Origin of the sequence: Pseudonocardia sp. DSM 110487 (assembly GCF_019468565.1) — a bacterium.
Classification (GTDB): domain Bacteria; phylum Actinomycetota; class Actinomycetes; order Mycobacteriales; family Pseudonocardiaceae; genus Pseudonocardia.
Window position 1 is genome coordinate 5,574,638 of the sequence record NZ_CP080521.1, and the last position, 21,550, is coordinate 5,596,187.

At 74.0% G+C, this 21,550-nt stretch carries 19 protein-coding genes; 14 read left to right on the forward strand and 5 right to left on the reverse strand.

All coding sequences use genetic code 11. The annotated features are described in order from the left end of the window. Positions 1-60: 60 nt before the first annotated feature. Together K1T35_RS25980 and K1T35_RS25985 are read right to left on the reverse strand one after the other, a co-directional pair. Positions 61-1,464, reverse strand: coding sequence for an HNH endonuclease signature motif containing protein (locus K1T35_RS25980; protein ID WP_220254351.1), 1,404 nt, complete (start codon positions 1,462-1,464; stop codon positions 61-63). Between the two features lie 435 nt (positions 1,465-1,899). Continuing rightward, a complete protein-coding gene (locus K1T35_RS25985) occupies positions 1,900-2,799 on the reverse strand; it encodes a helix-turn-helix transcriptional regulator (protein ID WP_370645133.1) in 900 nt (299 codons plus the stop codon). A 144-nt stretch (positions 2,800-2,943) separates the two neighbouring features. On the opposite strand from K1T35_RS25985, the gene K1T35_RS25990 reads away from it, so the two are divergent. After that, entirely contained in the window at positions 2,944-3,963 is a 1,020-nt protein-coding gene (locus K1T35_RS25990) for an alcohol dehydrogenase catalytic domain-containing protein (protein WP_255620735.1), read from the forward strand. Between the two features lie 103 nt (positions 3,964-4,066). Here the strand turns inward: K1T35_RS25990 and ligD are convergent, their stop codons facing one another. Then, positions 4,067-5,035, reverse strand: a complete 969-nt coding sequence (gene ligD, locus K1T35_RS25995) for a non-homologous end-joining DNA ligase (RefSeq protein WP_255620736.1) — start codon at positions 5,033-5,035, stop codon at positions 4,067-4,069. A 207-nt stretch (positions 5,036-5,242) separates the two neighbouring features. Here ligD and K1T35_RS26000 point away from each other — a divergent pair, with 207 nt between their 5' ends. From K1T35_RS26000 to hrpB, 6 genes are all read left to right on the forward strand, one after another. Beyond that, on the forward strand, positions 5,243-6,235 hold the full coding sequence (locus K1T35_RS26000) for a hypothetical protein (RefSeq protein WP_220254354.1): 993 nt from the start codon (positions 5,243-5,245) through the stop codon (positions 6,233-6,235). A gap of 106 nt (positions 6,236-6,341) precedes the next feature. After that, complete coding sequence (locus tag K1T35_RS26005) at positions 6,342-7,346, forward strand: DUF892 family protein (RefSeq protein WP_220254356.1); 1,005 nt, start codon at positions 6,342-6,344, stop codon at positions 7,344-7,346. A 74-nt stretch (positions 7,347-7,420) separates the two neighbouring features. Then, the gene (locus K1T35_RS26010; RefSeq protein WP_370645134.1) at positions 7,421-8,050 is read left to right on the forward strand and encodes a HemK2/MTQ2 family protein methyltransferase; all 630 of its coding nucleotides are present in this window, start codon (positions 7,421-7,423) and stop codon (positions 8,048-8,050) included. A gap of 37 nt (positions 8,051-8,087) precedes the next feature. Then, a complete protein-coding gene (locus K1T35_RS26015) occupies positions 8,088-8,264 on the forward strand; it encodes a CDGSH iron-sulfur domain-containing protein (RefSeq protein WP_220262864.1) in 177 nt (58 codons plus the stop codon). Next, positions 8,251-9,267, forward strand: a complete 1,017-nt coding sequence (locus tag K1T35_RS26020) for an iron-containing redox enzyme family protein (protein ID WP_220254365.1) — start codon at positions 8,251-8,253, stop codon at positions 9,265-9,267. The genes K1T35_RS26015 and K1T35_RS26020 overlap by 14 nt, the downstream gene beginning before the upstream one ends. Positions 9,268-9,318: 51 nt before the next feature. Continuing rightward, a complete protein-coding gene (gene hrpB, locus K1T35_RS26025) occupies positions 9,319-11,748 on the forward strand; it encodes an ATP-dependent helicase HrpB (protein ID WP_220254367.1) in 2,430 nt (809 codons plus the stop codon). Here hrpB and K1T35_RS26030 read toward each other — a convergent pair. Then, positions 11,714-12,970: an MFS transporter gene (locus K1T35_RS26030; RefSeq protein ID WP_255620738.1), complete on the reverse strand. Its 1,257-nt coding sequence runs from the start codon at positions 12,968-12,970 to the stop codon at positions 11,714-11,716. The two genes, hrpB and K1T35_RS26030, sit on opposite strands and share 35 nt — an antisense overlap. A gap of 54 nt (positions 12,971-13,024) precedes the next feature. Between K1T35_RS26030 and K1T35_RS26035 the strand changes: the two genes are divergently transcribed. The 7 genes from K1T35_RS26035 to K1T35_RS26065 all read left to right on the forward strand — a co-directional run bounded on the left by K1T35_RS26035 (position 13,025) and on the right by K1T35_RS26065 (position 20,592). Beyond that, positions 13,025-13,882, forward strand: a complete 858-nt coding sequence (locus tag K1T35_RS26035; protein WP_220254368.1) for a metallophosphoesterase — start codon at positions 13,025-13,027, stop codon at positions 13,880-13,882. Between the two features lie 58 nt (positions 13,883-13,940). Beyond that, the gene (locus tag K1T35_RS26040) at positions 13,941-15,056 is read left to right on the forward strand and encodes a glycosyltransferase (protein WP_220254369.1); all 1,116 of its coding nucleotides are present in this window, start codon (positions 13,941-13,943) and stop codon (positions 15,054-15,056) included. A gap of 69 nt (positions 15,057-15,125) precedes the next feature. Then, the gene (locus tag K1T35_RS26045) at positions 15,126-16,352 is read left to right on the forward strand and encodes a GNAT family N-acetyltransferase (protein ID WP_220254370.1); all 1,227 of its coding nucleotides are present in this window, start codon (positions 15,126-15,128) and stop codon (positions 16,350-16,352) included. 38 nt (positions 16,353-16,390) lie between these two features. Beyond that, the gene (locus K1T35_RS26050; protein ID WP_220254371.1) at positions 16,391-16,837 is read left to right on the forward strand and encodes a DUF2795 domain-containing protein; all 447 of its coding nucleotides are present in this window, start codon (positions 16,391-16,393) and stop codon (positions 16,835-16,837) included. 197 nt (positions 16,838-17,034) lie between these two features. Beyond that, complete coding sequence (locus tag K1T35_RS26055) at positions 17,035-18,000, forward strand: TIGR03885 family FMN-dependent LLM class oxidoreductase (RefSeq protein ID WP_220254373.1); 966 nt, start codon at positions 17,035-17,037, stop codon at positions 17,998-18,000. Next, the gene (locus K1T35_RS26060) at positions 17,997-19,607 is read left to right on the forward strand and encodes an alpha-amylase family protein (RefSeq protein ID WP_220254374.1); all 1,611 of its coding nucleotides are present in this window, start codon (positions 17,997-17,999) and stop codon (positions 19,605-19,607) included. The genes K1T35_RS26055 and K1T35_RS26060 overlap by 4 nt, the downstream gene beginning before the upstream one ends. 73 nt (positions 19,608-19,680) lie before the next feature. Continuing rightward, positions 19,681-20,592, forward strand: a complete 912-nt coding sequence (locus K1T35_RS26065) for an aminoglycoside phosphotransferase family protein (RefSeq protein WP_220254376.1) — start codon at positions 19,681-19,683, stop codon at positions 20,590-20,592. A 3-nt stretch (positions 20,593-20,595) separates the two neighbouring features. On the opposite strand, the gene K1T35_RS26070 is transcribed toward K1T35_RS26065, so the two are convergent. Then, the gene (locus tag K1T35_RS26070) at positions 20,596-21,522 is read right to left on the reverse strand and encodes an AraC family transcriptional regulator (protein WP_220254377.1); all 927 of its coding nucleotides are present in this window, start codon (positions 21,520-21,522) and stop codon (positions 20,596-20,598) included. Positions 21,523-21,550 lie beyond the last annotated feature (28 nt).

Consider the following 21,550-nt stretch of genomic DNA (forward strand, 5'->3'; position numbering starts at 1 on the left):
GTCTAGATTCGGCTGGATCTCGGGTGATGCGCGTTCCGCGGAACGCGGTGGCGGTTCGGTTCAGGCTGCCGTCTGGATCCGGCGAGGGAGGAGGACGTCCAGGATCGGGTCCGGGTCCAGCCGCTCACCACCCCAGTCCGGGGTCAATGTGGTGTGGTCGATCCGCAGCCTGGCCCTCGTGTGCATTTCGATCAGGCTTTCAGTGTTGCCGGATAACGGGACCGCCACATTCGGGATCGACGTGCCGTCGGGTCTGAGGAACTCCCACCGCCCCGGTAGCCTTCGGATGCCGTAGCCATGGTCGTGGACGAGGCGGTGGTGAAAGCTACAGATCAGGATCAGGTTGTCGATGTCGGTGCGGCCGCCGAACCACCACGCCACGACGTGATGGGCATGCAGGTGGCGGGTGTGCGTGCAGCCGGGGAACTGACACCCATCGCCGTCGCGGACGGTCAACGCGGCGATCTGGGCCGGGGTGGCCAGGCGGCGATTGCGACCCAGATACATCCGGTTGCCTTTGCGGTCGTTGAGCAGCACCTGCACCCGGGCATCACACGACAGCCGCTGCGCGGTCGACTCTGGAACCTCGGGCCCGCCCTCCAGCCGGGCCGCGCCCGTGGAGGCGTCGACGTGCACGATCACCTGCGCGGTGCCGCGCTCGACCACCGGTCCGGTTTCGTCCGTGTGGCCGTTGACCAGGGTGAGCAGTGCGTCCGCCCGGCGGGCCGCGACCCGATCCACCGTCGGCCCGGGTTCCTGTTCCAGCGCCCGCCGGTCCAGGTCCTCCGGGGACGGCGGGATCGGATGGGCAATGGGGGTGCCGGGCGGCACCAGAGCTTCGATGGCCGCGACCAACGCGGCGCCGTCGTCGGGGGTGAACCGGCCGCGGAGGATCAGGGTGCCGTCCTCGTCCCACTGCCACGACAGCGACCGGCGGGCGGCAAGGTTCTCGGGTGGGATGTGGCGGCGCCGCACCGCCCGCACCACCGTCTCCACGTGGCTCGCGGTGCCGTGCAGCGCCACGGTGAGCAGCACCTGTTCGGCGGCGGCCGGGTCGGCGACGGTGGTGTGGCGCAGGTCGGAGTCGCCGGCGGCGATCCCCGCCGCGAGCCGGGTCAAGGTCGCGGTGTCGGTGCCGGTGATGCGGGTGATGGCGCGGACCTTGGAGTAGGAGATCCGCCCGGCGGCGAACGCCGCGGTGATGCGGGGCAGGTTGCGCAGGGCGTGCGCGACGCGGAGGTGTTCGGTGGCGGTGCGCAGGCTCATCCCGGCCCGCCAGGACAACCAGTGCCCGCACGAGCGGATGCCGTCGCCGGCCCAGCCGTTGCGCTGGTCGAACTCGGCCAACAACTGCAGGAACCGACATTCGGCGGCGGCGATGTGCCCGGCCAAACCCAACAACTCCGATTCCAGATCATGGAGGGGCATGGCGTCCAGTGGGATGGGCAGCGAAACGACCGACATGACAAACCTCCCGAGTGGTGATACCGGTGTTCGATCCCAGGATGGCAGTCCGGTACGACAATTCTGCGTTCCGCGGAACGCGGCGAGCAGGCAACTACTTCGCGGTGAACCTGCGGGACGGGTCGGGACATAGTTGCGGGGTCACCGACCACACGCACCTAACAGACGTAAACCGGTGGCAGCGCCCCGAAACACCGCGGACGCCGATCGCAACCGGGCCCGAGGCGATCAGGCTCGCCCACGCGCGAAGCGTTCCGCGGAACGCGCGGACTCACTGATCTAGTCAGTGGCCGTACGCGGCCACGTCGCACTTGACGGATGCACTGGGGGCCAATCTGTGTCAGATACCGTGGCAAATCGCCGCGAGATGGTCGTGACGCCGGGCCTCGTTGCGTCGGTCGGTAGCCGGACGAGATCACGACGAAGCACGGAACCCTACCTGGAGTGGCTCTGGCCGTCGTCACGCATCGCGGGTCTCACGCCGGCGTCGGCCGTGGCGAGCCACGACGACAGCAGCCGCATCGCGTCGTGCGACGGGCTCCCCGCGCGGGTCGTGTACAGGAACAGGGTCTGGTCGGGGTCGCCTGGGAGGTTCATCGCCTCGTAATGGATCTCCAGCTCGCCGACGACGGGGTGCCGCATGCGCTTGGTGCCGTGGCTGCGCTCGACGACACGATGACCGGCCCACCAGCGGCGGAAGTCCTCGCTCGTCATCGCGAGCTCGCCGATCAGCTGCCGGGTGGCCGGGTCGTCGGGGTAGCGGCCCGCGTCGAGCCGCAGCGTCCCGACGGCTTCGGCCGCCACCCTCGCCCAGTCCGGGTAGAGCGACCTGGGCTCGGGCGCCAGGATCAGCCAGCGCACGTAGTTGCGTTCCCGGGCAGGCATCGCGTACCAGTCCGCGATCAGCGCTCTGGCCAGCGCGTTCGAGGCGAGCACATCGGTGCGGCGACCGATGATGAACGCGGGGTGGTCGGCGAGCCCGTCCATCAGGTCCAACAGCTCCGGCCGCACCTGCTGGGCCCGCGAGCCCGGCCGGGGCCGCGCCGGCACCCCGTCGCGGGCCAGGTTGATCAGGTGGGCCCGTTCGGCGTCGTCGAGGCGCAGCGCGGTGGCAACGGCCTCGATCACCGAGTGCGACGGGTGCTGGTGGCGGCCTTGCTCCAGGCGGGTGTAGTAGTCCACCGACACCCCCGCGAGCTGCGCCACCTCCTCGCGACGCAACCCGGGAACCCGCCGGTTCGGGCCCGCGGGCGGCAGGCCGACGTCCTCCGGTCGCGTGCGGGCTCGCAACGCCTTGAGGTACTCGCCCAGCTCGCCACCGGCCATGCCCTTCATGGTTGCGCACCCGCGACGGCTCCGGAGCGCCCGAAGGTGGGTGTGCCGTACCCAGGCACAGCCGGGCGGGTTATCGCGCCCGCCGACGGTCGCCACGGCGGTTGAGTTGGGCACGGCAGCACAGAACGAGAAACGAGGTGTGCAATGCCCACGTTCCGATCCGCCCAGATCAGCGAGCCCGGCGGTGCCTTCCACGTCGTCGAGCAGGAGCTCCCCGACCCGGCGCGCGGTCAGGTCCGCATCACCGTCGAGGCCTGCGGCGTGTGCCGATCCGACGCGGCCTTCGTGAACGCCGCGTTCCCGAACGTGTCGTTCCCCCTGGTCACCGGCCACGAGATCGCCGGTCGCATCGACACCATCGGCGACGACGTCGAGGGCTGGACCCCCGGGCAACGGGTCGCGGTCGGCTGGTTCGGCGGCCACTGCGGCACCTGCACGGCCTGCCGCGGCGGCGACTTCATCCACTGCGAGCGGCTCCAAGTGCCCGGCTGGGCCTACCCCGGCGGCTACGCCGAGGCCACCGTCGTGCCCGCGAATGCCCTCGCCCGCATCCCCGACGAGCTGAGCGCGACAGAGGCCGCTCCGCTGGGGTGCGCAGGCGTGACCACCTTCAACGCGCTGCGCCGCAGCTCGGCCCGCCCGGGCGACCTCGTCGCGGTGCTCGGCCTGGGTGGCCTCGGGCATCTGGCCGTGCAGTTCGCGAACAAGCTCGGCTTCGAAACCGTCGCTATCGCCCGCGGGGCGGACAAGGCCGCGGCGGCCGAGCGGCTCGGCGCCCACCACTATGTCGACGCCTCGGGTGGCGACGTCGCGAAGCGGTTGCAGGCCCTCGGCGGAGCCAAGGTCGTGCTGGCCACCGCGGGCAGCTCCGCCGCCATGAGCGCGACCATCGACGGGCTGGGCCGGTCCGGCGAGCTCATCGTCGTCGGCGCCGACCCGGAGCCGATCCAGGTGAGTCCGTTCCAGCTCATCGCGACCAGCAGGACCGTGCACGGCCACCCCTCCGGCACCGCCCGCGACGTCGAGGAGACCCTGAAGTTCGCCGCGCTCACCGGCATCCGACCGATCACCGAGACCCGCCCGCTGGACCAGGTCGGCGCGGCCTACGACCGCATGCTGTCCGGCGACGCCCGCTACCGGATGGTCCTGACCACCGGAAGGTGACTCGCGGATCCGCTCCGGGCCGTCACACACCGACTTCGGCGCTCGCACACCGACTGCCGTTGATGTGCCGGAGCAGAAGTCGGTGTGCGACCGCAGCCGGCGATCAGATCGTCGCGTCCGCCGGGTCCTTGTCGCTGCGCAGGCCCCGCCACGCGGCGTGCCGCAGCCTGCCCTCCTTCGTCAGCACCCGGTAGACGACCTCGCCCACCAGCTCGGGGCGCACCCAGCGGGCCTTGCGGGCCTCGTCGCGGGGCACCTCCTCGTCGAACGGGCTCCCCGGCTGCTCGCGAGACCGCAGCTCGACCAGCAGCGAGCGCAACGCGGCCTCGGTGAACCCGGTGCCGACATGCCCGAGGTAACGCAGCGACCCGTTGCCGTCGTAGGCGCCCAGCAGCAGGGCGCCGATGTTCTCCGCGCGCCGGCCCTCCCCCGCCGTCCAGCCCCCGATCACCACCTCCTGGGTGTGCAGCAGCGCCGTCTTGATCCACGCTGCCGAGCGGCGGCCCGGCTCGTAGCGGGAGGCGCGCCGCTTCCCGACGACGCCCTCCAGGCCGTGCGCCCTGGCGACCTCGAGCAGCTGCGCGCCGCTCACCCCCACGGCAGGCGGGGGCACCTGCACCCGCCGCCCGGCGATCCCCAGCTCCTCGAGCAGCGCGCGCCGCCGGTCGTAGGTATCGCCGAGCAACGACTCGCCGTCCAGGTACAGCAGGTCGAACACGATGTAGGACACGGGGATGCGTTCGACCAGCTGCGGGTCGGGCGAGCGGACGTGCATCCGGTGCTGCAGCGTCCCGAAGTCGGGCCGGCCGTCCTCGTCGAAGGCGACGAGCTCGCCGTCGAGCAGCACGGGCCTGCCGTCCAGGAGCTCGACCAGGTCGGTGAGCTCCGGGTAGCCCGCCGTCACCTCGTTGCCGCGCCGGCTCTGCGCCCGGATGCGGTCGCCCGCCACGGCCGTGACGGCTCGCACGCCGTCCCACTTGAACTCGAACGACCACTCGGCGCCCGCGCGTGGTTCCCCGGCGGTGGCCAGCATCGGCGACACCGGGGGCGGGAGCGGAACGGTCGGAGCCATCACCCGCAGCCTGCCTGGATCGTCGTACGTGCGCACGCCCGGAATCCCGATCGGGTGGACCGGCGGCCGCCTCTCGAGGGGGTGAGGAGGCGGCCGCCGGAGGCACGGGGCGGCCGGGGGTTCCGCCAAGCCGTGCTACCTCACGGTAACTGTTGCGCGCGCAATCGCGCGGATCATCGGACCGAAAAGTCCGACTAGGCTCGGTGTGTGCCGGACCACTTCGCCGAACCCGACACCGCGTCGGACGCCACAGCGCTGGACACCACAGCGCTCGACACCGTCGCCGACGAGCTGTACGCCGTGCCGCCCGACGAGTTCGTCGGCGCGCGCGACGCCGCCGTCGCCGCGGCCCGCGAGCGGGGCGACCGCGACCTCGCCAAGGCCATCGGCAGGCTGCGCAGGCCCACCAAGGCCGCGTGGCTGGCCAACCTCCTCGCCCGCCACCGGTCTGCGCAGCTCGATGGCCTGCTCTCGCTCGCCGGCGGGCTCGCCGACGCCCAGCGCACCCTCGACGGTGCGGCTTTGCGCCAGCTGTCCAGCAAGCGGCACCAGCTGGTCGCGGCCATGGCCCGCGAGGCGGGGCGCCTGGCGCAGGAGGCGGGCGACCCCGCCGCCGAGAGCGTGCTGCGCGAGCTGCAGGGGATCCTCGACGCGGCGATGGCCCGCCCGGAGATCGCCGAGCAGGTCCGGTCCGGCCGGCTCACCCGGACGCTGAGCTACACCGGCTTCGGCCCGGAGGCCGACGCGGACGCCGTACCCGCACCGGCACCCCGACCTGCTCCCCCGGAACCGGGTGCCGCGCCTGGACCGGCGGCCGCGGACGAAGGAGCGGACGACGGGGCGGCTGACCGTGTCCGACTCGAGCGGTTGCGGGCCGAACGCGACCGCAGGGCGGAGGCCCTGGCGGCCGCGGAGGACGAGGAGGCGGCGGCGCGCGCCAAGCAGGACGCCGACGAGGCCGCGCGGGAGGAGGCCGCCACGGCCCGCGAGGACGCCCGCCGCCGGGTGGCCGAGCTCACCGCCGAGCTCGAGGCCGCCCGGGAGCAGGAGCGCACGGCCGCTACGGCGGCCCGCGACGCGGAGACGGCGGCGAAGGCCTCCGCCCGTGCGGTGGGTGTGGCGGCGTCGCGCACGGCGAGGGCCCAGGCCCGACTGGAGGAACTGGACGCCCAACTCAACGCGACTTCACGCACCGAATAGGCGCTTCACAGAAGGCCCGCCGGGCGTGATGTCGCCGGATCGGCCGCGCCCGGATTCACTCTCGTGGCCGCGCGTGTCGATCCCGAGCCCCGGGCACCCGTGCGGCATGGCGAACTCCACCACCGCCCTCCCGACCGCCCCCGAGACGGCCGCGACCGACACCGTCGTGGGCCAGCTGAGGACACTCGAACAGCTCACCCGGACCGAGGCGCAGATCGCCCGCCTCCGCCTCGGCCAGGCCCGCACCGACGCCGTGCGCCGCGAGCTGGAGCAGAACGGCACGAACGCGGACCGCAGGGCGCAGCGCATCGAGCGGGCACTGCGCAACCTGGACGCCGTCCCGGACGTGGTGACACCCGCGATCGGACGCGTCCTCGCGCTGGTCAAGACCACCCTCGAACAGATGCAGGCGATCGACGAGGCACTCATCGGCGACCTCGCCCTCGAGCACCAGCTCCTCGATCGCGCCCGCTACCTGCGCGTTCTCGCCCGGCGGGCGGGGCTGGACTCGGTCGAACGGCTCGCGGACGACCTCATCGACGCGCACACCGCCACCGTCGAGTGGCTCACCACCGTCCTCGCCGAGGAGGCCCTCGGCGGCCCCGCGGCCCTCACTCCGACGAGGCTGCAGCGGCTGGCCGGGGGTGTGGCGCACGCGGTCGCGCTGCCCACGCGGTTCGCCGTGGAGCAGGTCAACCGCGCCGTCAACACGGTCTACCGCACGGGCGAGGGGGCCAAGGAGACTGTGGAGGACGTCGCGGAGACGGCCGCCCGGATCGGCAGCGACACCCGTGAGGTCGCCACGGCCGGCCGGGACGCGACGCTGCAGCAGGCCGAGCGTGTGGCGCGGCGCGAAGGGTCCGACACCGTAGCGGGCGCCGTGCACGACACCCGCGCGGACCTGGGCACCCTCGCCGCGTCGGAGCTGCCGATCAAGCACTACGAGGAGATGACGGCGCCGAACGCGATCGCCGCCATCCGCGAGCTGACCGACCCCGACCACCTGCGCGTCATGATCGCGTTCGAGGAGTCCCACAAGAACCGCTCCGGCGTCGTTGACGCCGCACAGGCGCGCTACGCGGCCGTCGCGAAGGACCGGTCGGACTCGTGACGAGGGTTTGACGCGCTCGGCCATGGGCATCATCCGCTCGTGATGTTCTCGTGATGTTGTTGTGCCCGCCTGGGGTGTACCGGGCAGAGAGCGACACCGAGTTGCTCATCGACGTGACCCGCGAAGGCGGGTTCGCCCGCGGACGGGACGTGCTCGACGTCGGAACGGGCAGCGGCGCTCTCGCGCTCGCGGCGGCCCGTTCCGGCGCGGCCACGGTCACCGCGGTGGACGTGTCGCTGCGGTCGGTGGCCACCACGTGGCTCAACAGCCGGCTGCGCGGGGCGCGGGTGGCCGTGCACCGCGGCGACCTCTTCGGCCCGGTCGCGGGCCGTCGCTTCGGGCTCGTGATCGCGAACCCGCCGTACGTCCCGGCGAGGTCCTCCCGGCTCCCGCGCCACGGCATGCGACGGTGCTGGGACGCCGGTCCCGACGGGCGGGCGCTGCTCGACCGGATCTGCGCGGACGTTCAGCACGTCCTTGCTCCCGCCGGCGACGTGCTGCTCGTGCACTCCGCGGTCTGCGACGTCGACCGGACGCTCGCCGCGCTCGACGGTGCCGGGCTCGTCCCTCGGGTCGTCGCCACGGCGAGGGTCCCGTTCGGGCCGGTGATGCGGGCCCGCGCCGCGCTGCTGGAGGCACGGGGCCTCATCCGGGCGGGACAGCGCGAGGAGGACCTGGTGGTCGTGGGAGCTCACCGTGCCTGATCGGGTTCCACGGGTCCTGCTCACCGACGAGGGGCCGATGCTCGTGTCCGGCCCGGTGGACATCGTGCTCCCCGACGGCCGGCGCGTGCGGTGCGACCGGCCGGTCACGGCGCTGTGCACCTGCCGGCGCAGCCGTCGTCAGCCGTTCTGCGACACCAGCCACCGGCGCAAGGTCCGGACCGGCCAGGAGGAGGACGGCCGTGTTCGGCGGTGACCCCGACTGCAGCACCGTCCGTCCCGTCGAGGCGGCGCCGCTGCCGCAGCCGCGCGGGCCGCTCTCGGCCGCCGTGATCAGCGCACTGCGGCGGGGCCCCGAGATCCTCCCGCCCGTGGACGGAGCCGACCCGTACGGCGCCGACCTCCAGCTCGCCCTGTACTGCCTGTACGAGATGCACTACCGCGGCTTCGCCGGGGTGCCCGACGAGCGCGAGTGGGACCCCGCACTGGTCACGATGCGCGTCGCGGCGGAGCGGCTGTTCCTCGACGCGCTGCGCGGCGAGATCGACCCGTCCGACGAGGTTGGCGCCGAGATCGACGCGCTGCTCGTCGAGCCGGTCGATGGCGTCGGCCCGTCATGGCACCTGGCGAAGGAGGGCGAACGCTGGCAGGTCCGCGAGTACGTGGCCCACCGTTCGCTCTACCACCTCAAGGAGGCCGACCCGCAGGCATGGGTGATCGCCCGGCTCGAGGGGCCGGCGAAGGCCGCGCTGGTGACCGTCGAGCACGACGAGTACGGCGCGGGCGATCCCGACCGGATGCACGCGCGGCTGTTCGCCGACATGATGCGGGCCCTCGACCTGGACGACAGCTACGGCGCCTACCTCGACGCCGCGCCCGCCGAGACGCTCGCCGAGGTCAACTTCATGTCCCTGTGCGGGCTGAACCGCGCCCTGCGCGGGGCGCTGATCGGGCAGTTCGCCACCGTCGAGCTCACCTCCTCCCCCGGCTCGGACCGCCTCGTGCACGCCATGCGGCGCCTCGAACTGCCGGAGGCGGCGGTCGCGTTCTACGCCGAGCACGTCGAGGCGGACGCGGTGCACGAGCAGCTGGTCCGCCGCGGCGTCATCACGCCGCTGCTCGCGGCCGAGCCCGCGCTCGCCGGGGACGTCGTGTTCGGGATCCGGGCGAGCGGGCTGCTCGCCGACCGGTTCGGCGGACACCTGCTCCGCTGCTGGGCCAACGGCCTGCCATCGCTGCTGCGTCCGGTGCCGGCCTGACGGGCAGACCAGTGCCCCCCGCCGGAAGTCCGGCGGGGGACACTGGCGGCGATGCTCCCCGACCTCCCGGTGCGCGCCGCCCTCCCCGAGATCACCGCCACGCTCGCGGCGGCCGGCTCGGCGGTGCTGGTGGCGCCGCCCGGCACCGGCAAGACCACGCTGGTGCCGCTGGCCCTCGCGCCCGATCTGCCCGGGAAGGTGGTCGTCGCCGAGCCGCGCAGGCTCGCCGCCCGGGCCGCGGCCGCCAGGATGGCGTCGCTGCTCGGCGAGGACGTCGGGCGCACGGTCGGCTACTCGGTCCGCGGCGACACGCGCACGTCCGCGGCCACGCGCATCGAGGTCGTGACGTCGGGGCTGCTGCTGCGCCGCCTCGTCTCCGACCCCGAGCTCCCCGGCACCGCCGTGGTGGTGCTCGACGAGTGCCACGAGCGGCACCTGGATGCCGACCTGCTCCTCGCGCTGCTGCTGGACGCCCGCGACGGGCTGCGGCCGGACCTGCGCCTGCTGGCGACGTCGGCGACGGTCCGGACGCGGCGGCTCGCCGAGCTGCTCGGCGACGCGCCCGTGCTGGACGTCCCGGCGCGCACGTTCCCGGTGGACATCCGGCACGCCCCGCCTGCCCGCGGCGAGCGGATCGAGGCCTGCGTGGCCCGCGCCGTACGGGCCGCGCTCGACGAGGGGGACGGCGACGTGCTCGCCTTCCTCCCCGGCGTCGCCGAGATCCGGCGCACCACCGACGCGCTCGCCGGAGCCGACGCGGATGTGCTCCCGCTGCACGGGCGCCTCCCACCGGCCGAGCAGGACCGCGCGCTGCGGCCGGGCGCCCGCCGCCGGGTGGTGCTGGCCACCGCCGTCGCCGAGTCGAGCCTCACGGTGCCCGGGGTGCGCGCGGTGGTCGACGCCGGACTGGCCCGGGTGCCGCGCACCGACCACCGCCGCGGGCTCGCCGGGCTGGTCACCGTCCGCGTGTCGGCCGCGGTGGCCGAGCAGCGGGCCGGACGCGCGGGGCGCGAGGCGCCGGGGCGCGTGTTGCGCTGCTGGCCGGTGGGTGAGCTGCTGGCACCCGAGCCGGAGCCGGAGATCCGCACCGCCGACCTCACCCGGCTCGCGCTCGACCTCGCCTGCTGGGGCACCCCGGACGGCGCTGGCCTGCGCTGGTGGGACGCCCCACCGGAGGGCCCGCTGCGGGCCGGGCGCGCGGTGTTGCACGCGCTGGGCGCGATCTCCGACAGCGGCGTCACGGACCGGGGACGCCGGATGGCCGAGCTCGGGCTGCACCCGCGCCTGGCCAGGGCCCTGCTGGACGGGGCGCCCGAGGTCGGGGCACGGGCTGCCGCGGAGGTGGTGGCCCTGCTCGACGACGACACCCTCGCGGCCGGCGTCGAGGTCGGCGCCGAGCTGCGCAGGCTGCGTTCCGGGGAGGCGCCGGGATCCGGCCGGTGGCGGGCCGAGGCGCGCCGGCTGGAGCGGCTCGTCGAGGGCCGTCGCGGACGCGACGACCCGGCGTTGGTCACCGCGCTCGCCCATCCCGAACGCATTGCGCGCCGCCGCTCCCCCGGCTCGCGGCGCTACCTCATGGCCGGGGGCACCGCCGTGGAGCTGCCGCCCGGCACGGCCATGGCCGACCACGAGTGGATCGCCGTCGCCGTGGCCGACCGGACACCCGGCGCCGACCACGGCCGGGTGCGCCTCGCCGCCGCGGCCGACCGGGACCTGGCGGAGCGGGCCGCACCCGCCCTCGTCACGGAGGCCGATGAGGTGGCATGGGTGCGCGGCGATCCGTCCGGTGTCGTGGCCCGGCACGTCCGGCGCCTCGGCGCGATCGTCCTCGACGAGCGCCGCATAACCGATCCCCCACCCGACGCCGTGCGCGCCGCGCTGCTCGACGGCCTGCGCACCGAGGGCCTCGGCCTGCTGCGCTGGTCGGACGGGGCTCGCCGGCTGCGGGACCGGCTCGCCACGCTGCACCGCACCCTCGGCCCGCCGTGGCCGGACGTCTCGGACGAGGCGTTGCTGGCCGAACCCGACCGCTGGTTGTCCGGGCCGCTCGGGTCGGCCCGCGGCCGCGCCGACCTCGGCCGCATCGACGCGGCGGGCACCCTGCGCGGCCTGCTCGGCTGGCGGGAGGCCGCCGCCCTCGACGAGCTGGCGCCGGAGCGGGTGACCGTGCCGTCCGGCTCGCGGATCGCGCTCGACTACTCCGGCGAGCGCCCCGTGCTGGCGGTGAAGGTGCAGGAGGTGTTCGGCTGGACCGGCGCGCCGGCCGTCGCGGGCGGGAAGCTCCCGGTGCTGCTGCACCTGCTCTCGCCCGCCGGCCGCCCTGCGGCGGTCACGGCGGACCTGGCGGGGTTCTGGGAGACGGGCTACCCGCAGGTCAGGGCGGAATTGCGAGGCCGCTACCCGAAACACGCGTGGCCGGAGGACCCTCGGAGCGCGCCTCCCGCCGTCACCGGTCGCGGGCGAGGGCGTCCTGGGCGATGACCGCCTCCTCCTCCAGCGTGGGGATCTCCCGCACCGCCGCCGTGGCCTCCTCGGTGGTCTCGGCTGCACCGTCGAGGTCGGCCCGGACCGTCTGCAGCAGCACCGCGCCCGCCAGCACGACCACCGCACCGAGCAGGAACGGCACGTGCACGCTCAGGTGCTCGGCGAGCAGGCCCGCCGCCAACGGGGCGAGCCCACCGCCGATGAACCGCACGAACCCGTAGGTCGCCGACGCCACGGGCCGCGGCACCGGCGAGATGCTCATGACCGCCGTGGTGACGAGGGTGTTGTTGAGCCCGACGAACGCTCCCGACGCGATGACCGCCGCGATGACGACCCATCGCGTGCCGGGGAAGATCCCGATCAGGGCGAGCACGAGGGCGACGAGGACGAGGCAGGCGGTGAGGGTGCGCGGTGTTCCGAAGCGTCCCTCGAGCCATGGCGCGCCGAACACGGCGAAGATCGCCACGAGCACGCCCCACGCGAAGAACACCCCGCCCAGCTGCAGCGCCGACAGGCCCATCAGGAACGGCGCGTAGCCGAGCAGCGTGAAGAAACCCCAGTTGTAGAGCAGGCCGGTGAGGCTCGTGGTGCGCAGGCTGCGGTGCCGTAGCGCGGCGAGGGGCTCCCGCAGGGACGAGCGCCGCTCCGACGCGGGCGTGGGCGGCAGGAAGACCACTGTCGCGACGAGCGCGATCAGCATGAGGACGGAGACGCCGAGGAACGGCCCGCGCCAGCTGATCTCGCCGAGCAGCCCGCCGAGCAGCGGCCCGGTGGCGATGCCGACGCCGAGCGCGGTCTCGTAGAGCACGATCGCTCCCGCGAACCCGCCGCTCGCGGAGCCGACGATCACGGCGAGCGAGGTGGCGATGAAGAGCGCGTTGCCCAGGCCCCACCCGGCACGGAAGCCGACGATCCCGGCGATGCTGTCCGCTGCCCCCGCCGCGGCCGCGAACACCACGATCAGCACGAGGCCTGCGATCAGTGTGCGCTTCGCGCCGATCCGGCTCGACACCGCGCCCGTCACGAGCATCGCGACGGCGGTGACGACGAGGTAGCTGGTGAACAGCAGCTCCACCTGCGTGTGGCTCGCGTCCAGCTGGGTGGCGAGCGCCGGGAGGATCGGGTCGACGAGGCCGATTCCCATGAACGAGATGACGCACGCGAATGCGACGGCCCACACGGCCTTCGGCTGTCGGAAGGGACTGATCTCAGCGGTCACGGATTCCGATTATAGATAGCGTTGCTAAGCATCCGCTGCGGCAGGATGATCCGTGTGACGCATCCCTCCCCCACCTACACGCTCGTCCAGCTCACCGACCTGCACATCGTTGCCGACGGCGAGGAGCTCCCCAGCGGTGTCGACACTGCCGGGGTCCTCGCGGACGCGCTGCGCGCCGTCGAGGACGCCGCGATCAGCCCGGCCGCGCTCGTCCTCACCGGCGATCTGACCGAGAACGGCCGCCCCGCGCAGTACCGCCGCCTGCGCTCGATCGTCGAGCCCGTCGCCACCCGCCTCGGCACCCCGCTCGTCTACGCGGCTGGCAACCACGACGACCGCGCCGCCCTGCGCGAGCACCTCCTCGACGAGCCGCCATCCGACGATCCCCTCGATCACTCCGTCCGCGTCGGCGACCTGCGGATCGCCGTCCTCGACAGCACGATCTCCGGTCACGGGCACGGCGCGCTGACGCCCGAGCAGCTGGACCGGCTGCGCGCCGAGCTCGCCGAGCCCGCACCGGCCGGCACGGTGCTGGCGCTGCACCACCCGCCGCTGCCGAGCGCCGCGCCGCTCGCCGCGTCCATCCCGCTGCTGCGCCGCGACGAGCTCGCGGCCGCCGTCGCGGGGACGGACGTGCGGCTGGTGCTGGCCGGGCACACCCACGTCGTCAGCGCCGGCACGCTCGGCGGGGTGCCGGTCTGGTCCGGCGGGCCGCTCGCCACCGTCCTCGACCCGTTCGCGCCCGGCGCCGCGCTGCGCGGACTGGCCACCCCGTCGGTGAGCCGGATCGACCTGTTCCCGAACGATCTGATCACCACCAGCGTGCCGATCGGCGCGCGGTGCGTGTCGGACGTGCCGGCCGCGACGATGGAGCCCGCCATCGCGGCCTTCCACTCAGCCTGGACCGGTTGACCCGTTCAGGTAGCGTGGAGCGATCACTGACCGGACGCGAGCGACCACGCGGAGAACGGTGAAAATCGCGCACCTCGTCCCGACCCTGCATCCGAACGGCCCGGAGATCGGCCTGGCCGACCTGGCGAGCGCGGCGGGCGAGGCCGGCCTGGAGCTCGTGGTGATCGCCCTCGCCACCACATCGGACACCACGGTCGTGAGCCCACTGCGCCGGCTCGGCGTGCCGGTGATCGAGCTCGGCCTCGCCCGCTGGGATCCGCACTCCGTGCCGCGCACCGCCGCGCAGCTGCGCGCGCACGGGGTGCAGCTCGTGCACACCCACCTGCCGCCCGCGGACGTGGTCGGCGCCGCGGCGGCGGTGCGCAACCGGATCCCCGCGGTCTCCACGCTGCACTGGATCGAGAACCTGCCGGCCGACCGCGGCGACCGGCTGAAGCGCACCGCCCGCATACTCGCGCGGCGGCAGTTCATGGCCCGCACGATCGCCATCTCGCAGACCCAGCTCGAGTGGTACCGGGGGCTCACCGGGTCGGGCCGCAAGCTCGTCGTCGTGCCGAACGGCGTGGCCGACCCCGGCGTGGCGAGCCCCGCCACGCGCAGGACCCGGCGGGCCGCGCTCGACGTCGCGGACCACGAGGTGCTGGTGGTCAGCAGCGCCCCGATGCGCCGTGGCGAGGGCCACGAGCTCCTGCTCGACGCCGTCGAGGCGCTGCCCGACAAGCTGCCGCTCGCGGTCGCGCTGGCCGGCGACGGCCCGCTGCGGCCGTGGCTGGAATCGCGGGTCGACCGCAACGACGACCTGTCGGGCCGGGTCCGCTTCGTGCACCGCCACCAGGACCCCGCGAGCCTGCTCGCGGCCGCCGACATCGTCGTGCACACCCCGCGGTCCGGGGCCGCACCCACGGCGCTGCTGCGGGCGATGGCAGCGGGCGTGCCGGTCGTCGCCACGCGGGTCGGCGGCATCCCGGAGATCGTCACCCCGGCGACCGGTGTCCTCGTCCCGCTGAGCGCGCCCGCGATCGTGGACGCGATCGTCGGCCTCACCGAGGACGACGAGCGGCGCGCGGGAATGGCCGCGGCGGCGCGGGCGCGTTTCCTCGCCGCGTACGACGCGGCCGGTTGGGCGCGGCGGCTGCGCGGCGTCTACGACGACGTGCTGGCGCGCCGCACCTGAGTCGGGCGCCTGAAACCCACGCCTGAATCGGGTCGACGACGGCCGCGGACCACTGCAGACTGCGGACTCGTGCTGCACCACGACGCGCCGCCCCTCCTCCCCCCGTCGATCATCCTGCGACGGGCGACCGCCGCCGACTTACCCGCCGTCATCGAGGCCGATGGACGGGCCTTCGGCGAGCACTACTCCGACGAGCGGCAGGACGAGATCCGGGCGCTGTTCGATCCCGACCGCCACCTCCTCGCCGAGGACGCGGGCGAGATCGTCGGCATCGCCGGGTCGTACCCGTTCGACGTGACACTGCCCGGCGGCGCCGCCCTCCCGGCCGCCGGGGTCTCGTGGGTGTCCGTCGCGGTCACGCACCGGCGGCGCGGCATCCTGCGGGCGCTCATGGCCGAGCAGCACCGCGGGTTCGTCGCGGACGGCCTCGCCGTCTCGCTGCTCACGGCCAGCGAGGGCGCCATCTACGGCCGGTTCGGCTACGGGATCGCCACCGAGCATCGCGAGGTCGAGATCAACCGAAGGCGCGCCGCGTTCCGGTCGGACGTGCCCGACCCGGGGGGCGTGCGCCAGGTCGGCACACCCGAGATGCGCCGGATCGCCCCGGAGATCCACCGACGGTGGGCGGCGCAGACGCCCGGCGCCCTCTCCCGCAGCGACCGGTGGTGGGACGGACTGCTCGCCGATCGCGAGTGGAACCGCGGCGGAGCGAGCGCGCTGTTCCACCTCGCGCACCCCGACGGCTACGCCTCCTACCGCATCGACCACGCCACCGATACCTGCCGTGTCGTCCAGATGGCCGCCGCCACCGACGAGGCATACATCGCACTGTGGCGCACCCTGCTCGCCCTCGACCTCGTCGAGACCGTCTTCGCGCGATCGCTCACCGTCGCCGAGCCGCTGCAGTTCCTGCTCGCCGACCCCCGGCAGCTGCGCACCGTCGGCCTGTACGACGGGATGTGGGCCAGGGTGCTCGACGTGCCGGCGGCGCTGTCGGCCCGCCGCTACGCCGCGGACGTCGACGTCGTCCTCGACGTGCGGGACCCGTTCCTCGACCGGGGCGGGCGCTTCCGGCTGCGCGGTGGGCCCGACGGCGCCGAATGCGTCGCCAGCGGCAGCGGCGAGCCGCTCGTCGGCATCGAGATGGCCGCGCTGGGTTCCCTGCTGTTCGGTGGCGCACACGCCGGTTCCCTGGCCAGGGCCGGGCTGCTCCACGCCGACGACCCGGCTGTCCTACGCCGCCTCGCCGCCGCCTTCCAGGGCGAGCGCACGCCCCAGCACGGCACCGAGTTCTGAGCCCGCATAGCGGCGGCCCGGCTGGGTAGACCCTGGTCATGGCGTTCCAGGTGACCGAGGTACAGCGCGTCCTCAAGGGCGCCGACTACCCGATGGACGGCAAGCAGCTCGCCGCACTCGCGAAGAAGAACGGGGCGGGCGACGACCTCGTCGGCGCCCTGAAGGGCGTGGGCAAGGCCAACGGGCCCAACGAGGTGATGAAGGAGCTCAAGGGCGACCTGGGCGGGTCCACACCGGGCGGAAACAAGTCCGAGCACCGGGAGTACAAGGAAACCGGACAGCCCGCCTTCCAGGTCAACGAGGTGCAGAAGTACCTCAAAGGTGCCGACTACCCCATGGACGGCACGGAGCTCGCCGCGCTCGCCGAGAAGAACGGGGCGGGCGACGACCTCACCGGCGCGCTGAAAGGCGTGGGCAGGGCCAACGGGCCCAACGAGGTGATGAAGCAGCTCAAGGAACACCTCGGCGGCCGGCCCGGCGCCTGAGCCCGCTGCTAGGTCGTGTCCTAGAGCAGCAGGAACAGCACGATGAGGCACGCCGTCAGCAGCACCGACAGCGCGACCGAGCCGAGGCACCCGAGCCTGCGGCTGTAGAACGCGATCACGGCTCCTGTGTACCCCGCCCGCGGCGGCCCGCCCACCGCGGGGGCAACCGGTCGTCCGGGCGGAGGTAGGGACCCGCGATGGCGCTCTTCGGCTTCCACGCCTCCCACGAGCAAGTACCTCCCGGCGCGCTGCTCGCCGCCGTCCGGCGGGCCGAGGAGGCCGGGTTCGACGCCGCGATGTCGTCGGACCACCTCTCCCCCTGGAGCGCCCGGCAGGGCCAGTCGGCGTTCGCATGGTCGTGGCTGGGCGCCGCGATGCAGGCGACGTCCCTGCCGTTCGGGGTGGTGACCGCGCCGGGCCAGCGCTACCACCCGGCGATCGTCGCGCAGGCCATCGGCACCCTCGCGGCGATGTTCCCGGGCCGGTTCTGGGCGGCGCTTGGCACCGGCGAGGCGAGCAACGAGCACGTCACCGGCGACCCGTGGCCGCGCAAGGAGGTCCGCAACGCGCGGCTGCGCGAGTGCGTGGACGTGATCCGCGCGCTGCTGCGGGGCGAGGAGGTCAGCCACGACGGCCTCGTCCGCGTGGACCGGGCGCGGGTGTGGACGCTCCCGCCCGAGCCACCACCCCTGGTCGGGGCGGCCGTGAGCGTCGCGACGGCGCGCTGGTGCGCGGAGTGGGCCGACGGGCTCATCACCATCAACCAGGAGGTGGACACGCTGCGCGAGATCGTGTCCGCCTACCGCCACGAGGGCGGGCGCGGCCGGCTGCACCTGCAGGTGCACCTGTGCTGGGACCCCGACCCGGATCGTGCCGAGGCGATCGCCCACGACCAGTGGCGCAGCAACGTCTTCCCTCCGCCCGCCTGCTGGGACATCGACTCGCCTGCGGTGTTCGACGTCGTGTCCGCGCACGTCCCGCGCAGCGCGGTGCACGGCCCCGTCGTGATCTCCCACGACCTGGGCCGGCACGCCGCGCGGCTCGCCGAGTACGCGGCGCTCGGGTTCGACGAGATCGCCCTGCACCACGTCGGCAGGGAGCAGGACGCGTTCGTCGACGCGTTCGGCGCCAAGGTCCTCCCCCAGCTGCGGGAGCACGCATGAGACTCACCCGGACCTCGGACCTCTGGTGGCGGAACGCGGTCGTCTACTGCCTGGACATCGAGACGTTCGCCGACTCCGACGGCGACGGCCGCGGCGACATCCAGGGCCTGATCCAGCGCATCGACCACCTCGACCGGCTCGGCGTCACGTGTCTGTGGCTGATGCCGTTCTTCCCCACGCCCGACCGCGACGACGGGTACGACATCGTCGACTTCTACGGCGTCGACCCGAGGCTCGGCTCGCTCGGCGACATGGTGGAGCTGATCCGCACCGCGCGCGACCGCGGCATGCGCGTGATCGCCGACCTCGTCGTCAACCACACCTCCGCGCAGCACCCCTGGTTCCAGGACGCGCGCCGCAACCACGACTCCCGCTACCGCGACTGGTACGTGTGGCAGGACGAGCCGCCGGCGGACGGCCCGCAGGGCATCGTGTTCCCCGACCAGGAGACCAGCCTCTGGGAGTACGACGAGCAGGCCGGCCAGTACTTCCTGCACCGGTTCTACAAGCACCAGCCCGACCTGAACGTCGCCAACCCGGAGGTCCGCGACGAGATCGCGCGGATCATGGGGTTCTGGATGGAGCTGGGGCTGTCCGGGTTCCGCGTCGACGCCGTGCCGTTCCTCATCGAGACCGCGGGCCAGGACGACGCGACGGCGCTGCCGGACCCGCACGACTACCTCGCCGACCTCAGCGCGTTTCTGCGCCGCCGCAACGGGGAGGCCGTGCTGCTGGGCGAGGTCAACCTGCCCTACCCGGACACGATGCCGTTCTTCGGCGCCGCCGACGGTGGTGGTTCGACGGACGAGCTGACGCTGTGCTTCGACTTCATCGGCATGCAGCACATGTACCTCGCGCTCGCCCGCGGGGACGCCGAGCCGCTCGCCGAGACGCTGCGCAACCGCCCCGACCCGCCCGAGGACGGGCAGTGGGCGACGTTCGTGCGCAACCACGACGAGCTGACGCTCGACAAGCTCAGCGACTCCCAGCGCCAGGAGGTCTTCGCCGCCTTCGGGCCCGACGAGGACATGCAGCTCTACGGCCGCGGCCTGCGCAGGCGGCTCCCCCCGATGCTCGGCGGCGACCACCGGCGCATCCGCATGGTCTATAGCCTGTTGTTCAGCCTGCCCGGCACGCCCGTCCTGTTCTACGGCGAGGAAGTCGGGATGGGCGAGGACCTCGGCCTGCCGGGGCGGTTCGCGGTGCGCTCCGACATGGACTGGGACGCAGCGCGCGACCAGCAGGCCGCCCCGGACTCTCTGCTGAACTGGATGCGCCTGCTCGTCGACAGCTACCGCGCGTGTCCCGAACTGCCGTGGGGCCGCTACACCTGCCTCGACCCAGGGCCCGACGCCCGTCCAGTGCTCGCCCACCGCTGCGACGCCGACGGCGCGTCGGTCGTGGCGCTGCACAACCTCGCCGACGCCGACGTCGAGGCCGCGCCGATGGTGCCGGACCTCGCAGGTGCGCGGCTCACCGACGTGCTCGACCCGCGCGCGAAGCCGGTCACCGTTGCCGACGACGGGCGGCTGGCCGTCACGCTGACACCGTACGGCTGCCGCTGGCTCCGCTCGGGCGACGGTGTGAACTTCCCGGCGGTCGAGTAGGGCCGGCCCACATCGAGTCCACCGTCGCCGAGGCCCACCCATCCTCGAGGCCTTCCACATAGGGTGGCCGGTTGTGCCCGACGCTCCCGACTCACTCGCACCCGTCACCCGGCTCGACCCCGCTGACCTGATCGAGCGGCTGCGCGCCGCCACCGGCACCGACCTCGAGCTGATCGGGCCGCTGCCCGGCGGCCAGGTCGGGGCGGCCCTCGTACGCTGGCCGGACGGACACGACGGCGTGCTCACGCACTGGGGCGACGCCTCGGACGAGTCGTGGGCGCGGATCGAGCGGACGGCGGAGCTGCTCGACATCGCCCGCGACGCCGGGATCCCCGCGCCCCGCTACGAGCTCGTCACGCGGCTGCCCGACCGGATCGCCGTGGCGCAGGAGCGGCTTCCCGGCGAGGCCCCCTCCCGGGTCGACCTCGCGCTGGTCGAGCAGCTCGTCGCCATCGCAGGGCGCGGCGCAGGCCTCCTCCGGGGGCGGCCCGACGTCCCGGCCGCCGAGCTGTACCTGCTGCGCAGCGGGCCCGGCTTCTGCCTGCACCAGCCACTCGCCCAGTACGACGACCGCACCCGGCGCCTGCTCGACGTCGTCCGCCGCACCGGTGCCGCATCGCCGCACCGCATGGCCGGCGACGACCTGGTGCACATGGACTTCCACCCCGGCAACGTGCTGGTCGACCGCGCCGACGCCGTCAGCGGGATCGTCGACTGGGACGGCGTCGGCCGTGGTGACCACCGCTTCGCGCTGGTCACTCTGCGCTTCGACCTCGCCGTGCCCGGCGCCGACGCACAGGCCCGTTCGGCTCGCTCCGCCGCGGCGCGGTGGCTCGACAACCGCATCGACGACCTCATCGAGCCCGCCACCCTGCGCGCGTACTGGGCACACATGGGGCTGCGGCTGGTCGACTGGGCCATCCGCCACCACGGCCCCGACGACGTGGACCGCTGGCTCACGGTCGCGGCGTCGCGGCTGGGGTAGGGATCAAGCCGATCTCGCCGTGGCGCGCCAGCGGCCCGGTGCCACCCCGTGGTGGCGCTTGAAGGCGGCCGCGAACGAGAACTCCGACGCGTAGCCCAGCGAGCGGGCGATGGCGGCCAGGCTCGCCTCGCCTGCGCGCAGCTGCTCGCGCGCCAGCGCCATCCGCCAGTCCGTGACGTACCCCAGCGGGCCGAGGCCGAGCAGCCGGGTGAAGCGCCGCGCGAAGGTCGCCCGGGACAGCGACGCCTCGGCCGCAAGGCCCGCGACCGTCCACTCCCGCTGCGGGTCTGCGTGGATGGCGCGCAGCGCCGCTCCGACCCCCGGGTCGGCCATGGCGCAGAACCAGGCGGGGGCGGCGTCCAGGTCGGCCGCGAGCTGCTCCCGCAACGCCTGGACGAGGATCACGTCCAGGAGGCTGTCCAGCAGCGCCTGCTGGCCGGGCCCCTCCTGGAGCACCTCGCCCGCGAACACGTCGAGCGTGGCACGCAGGCTGGAGCCGGCGCGCGGGCGCACGACGGTGAGCCCCGGCAGCCCGGCGAGCAGCCCTGCGCAGAGGTCCCCCTCGAAGCGGTAGGCGCCGCAGAAGAACGTGGTCGCGTCGCCGGCCCCCGAGCCGAACTCCATCCGGAGCGCACCGCCGGACGGTGGCGCGGCCGCCGGGTGCCCCTCGAACGGGACGAGGTCGGCCGCGGGCAGGTGACCCATGTGGTGCTGCGACGGGCCCCGGATCAGGACGACGTCGCCGGGAAGCACGCGACGGGCTCCGCGCGGCGCGTCGGTCCACGCGAACGCCTCGCCCCCGAGGATCCCGTGGATGGCGAGCTGGGTGGCCGGCGGGAACCGCACCCCCCACGCACCACGCGCCGTCGAGTGCGAGAACGCGGCCCCGCGCGCACGGGAGCGCCGCAGCATGTCCGTGAGCACGTCCACGAGATGAGACGGTCGCATATCTCTTCGC